This window comes from Pseudomonas sp. LSJ-87, from assembly GCF_032971465.1.
Taxonomy (GTDB): Bacteria; Pseudomonadota; Gammaproteobacteria; order Pseudomonadales; family Pseudomonadaceae; genus Aquipseudomonas; species Aquipseudomonas putida_Z.
In genome coordinates, this window is record NZ_JAWJYQ010000094.1 from 1 (window position 1) to 2333 (window position 2333).

At 63.3% G+C, this 2333-nt stretch carries 2 protein-coding genes; both read right to left on the reverse strand.

Features of this window, described 5'->3' with window-relative positions; translation table 11 throughout:
• Positions 1–1929: condensation domain-containing protein (locus tag RYH74_RS26185; RefSeq protein ID WP_317410600.1), on the reverse strand; the 1929-nt coding region annotated here is incomplete at its 3' end.
• A gap of 31 nt (positions 1930–1960) precedes the next feature.
• The coding region (locus RYH74_RS26190) for a phosphopantetheine-binding protein (RefSeq protein WP_317410598.1) at positions 1961–2333 on the reverse strand (373 nt) is incomplete at its 5' end.

Consider the following 2333-nt stretch of genomic DNA (forward strand, 5'->3'; position numbering starts at 1 on the left):
CACGTAGGCCAGGTTCTGCGGGGCTACTTCGATGTTCGGGTTGGCATCGCTGTAGGCGACCAGAGCTTGTTCATCCAGCTCCAGGCACTCGATGGCGGCTGGAATTGGCAGCACCTCTCGCAGGTGTGCCTGGGTCAGCAATAAAGTGATGCCGCTGTCGGCGAACATGTAGCTGAGGCGGTCCTCCGGGTACTCCGGGTCCAGCGGCACATAGGCACCACCGGCCTTGAGAATGCCCAGCAGGCCGACCACCATGTCCAGGCTGCGCTCCATGGCGATGCCCACCAGCACATCCGGGCCAACGCCGCGCTCGATCAACTTGTGGGCCAGCTGGTTGGCCCGGCGATTCAGTTCGCCGTAGCTCAGGGTCTGCTCGCCGAAGGTGACTGCCGGGGCCTCGGGGGCGGTGGCCACCTGGGCCTCGATCAGCTCATGAATGGTTCGCTCATCCGGGAAGGCGACGGTGTTGCGGTTCCAGTCACGCAGCACCGCCTGCTGCTCGTCCTCGCCCAGCAGCGGCAGCTCACTGATGCGCTGGCCCGGTTGGCGCACGATGGCTTCGAGCAGGTTGAGCCAATGCCGCGCCATGCGCTCGATGGTGCTGGTGTCGAACAGGTCGGTGGCGTACGTCAACGAAGCCCCGATGCCCTTTTCATGCTCGGAGGTGTCCAAAGCCAGGTCGAACTTGGCGGTGTGGTTGTCCCAGGCCAACTCCTCCATCTCCAGCCCCGCTATACGTCGGGGCTCGCCCTTGGCCTGGGTCTGATGGTTGTACAACACCTGGAACAGCGGATTGTGGCTCAGGTTGCGCTCCGGTTGCAGCGCATCGACCAGTTGCTCGAATGGCAGGTCCTGATGGGCCTGGGCGCCCAGGGCACGTTGCCTGACCTGTTGCAGCAGCTCGCTGAACGTCAGTTGCACATCGAACTCGGCACGCAGCACCTGGGTGTTGACGAAGAAGCCGATCAGGCGCTCGGTCTCGACCCGGTTACGGTTGGCAATCGGTACCCCAACGCGGATATCAGCCTGGCCCGAGTAGCGATGCAGCAGGGTCTGGAAGCTGGCCAGCAGCAGCATGAATGGCGTCACGCCCTGCTGCTGGGCAACCCGTTTCAGGTTGGTGGCCAGCTCATCGCCCAGCACGATCGGCAACCGTGCCCCTCTGTGGCTCGGCATGGCCGGGCGCGGATGGTCCAGCGGCAGCTCCAGCACCGGTTGCTCATCGCCCAACTGTTCGGTCCAGTAGGCCAGTTGCCGCGCCTGCTCGCCGGCTTCCATCCAGCTACGCTGCCAAATGGCATAGTCGGCATACTGGATCGGCAGGGCCGGCAGTTGCGTTACCTGGCCCTGGCTGAAACCTTGATAGAACTGCACCAGCTCATTGACCATCACCGGCATCGACCAGCCGTCGGCGACGATATGGTGCAGGGTCAGCACCAGCACGTGCTGGTCCGCCGCCAGGCGCAGCAGCCGGGCCCGCAACAGCGGCCCCTGCTCCAGGTCGAACGGTTGCCCTGCTTCGGTCTCGACCCAAGCCCGCACAGCGGCCTCGTCGGCGTTTGCCTGCTCTTCGATGACCAGCTCGAACGGCACTTGAGCATGAATGACCTGCACCGCCTGCTCACCGTCGCGACGGAACGTGGTACGCAGGGTTTCATGTCGCTCGATCAAGGCCGCGAAGGCCAGTTGCAGAGCTGTGGTATCCAGATTCCCCTTGAATTTCAAGGCAGCCGGGATGTTGTAGGTGGCACTGGCAGGCTCCCATTGCCACAGGAACCACTGCCGTTGCTGGGCGTATGAAAGCGCCGGCAACGGATGCTCGCCGCGCACCTCGGGGATCGGCAACTGGGCCAGGCTCATGCCCTTCGCCGCCAGTTTCTCCAGGAAGAGTTTGCGCTGTGGCAGCGGCAGGCCGATGAAGCGCTGCACCAGGGCCATGTTTCTGTTATCCGTTTGCATTTCAGACTGCCTCAAGCTCGCTCATGAAGTCCTGGAGTTCATCCAGGTCTGCATCGCTATGGGTATTCAAGCCATTGATCATTGCTGCGTAGTCCTGCAGCGTTTGCGCCTGGAACAACAACGCCAGGGGCAGGCTCGTGCCAAGCTCGACCTGTAGCCGCGCCATGACCTGGGTAGCCAGCAAGGAGTGCCCACCCAGTTCGAAGAAGTTGTCGCCCAGGCCTACCCGCTCCAGCTTCAGCACATCGGCCCAGATCGCCGCGATCCGTTGTTCCAGTTCGCTTTGTGGCGCGAGGTACTCGCGCTGCAACTGGCTGGCATCCGGTTGCGGCAATGCACGACGGTCCAGCTTGCCGTTGGCGGTCAACGGCAGT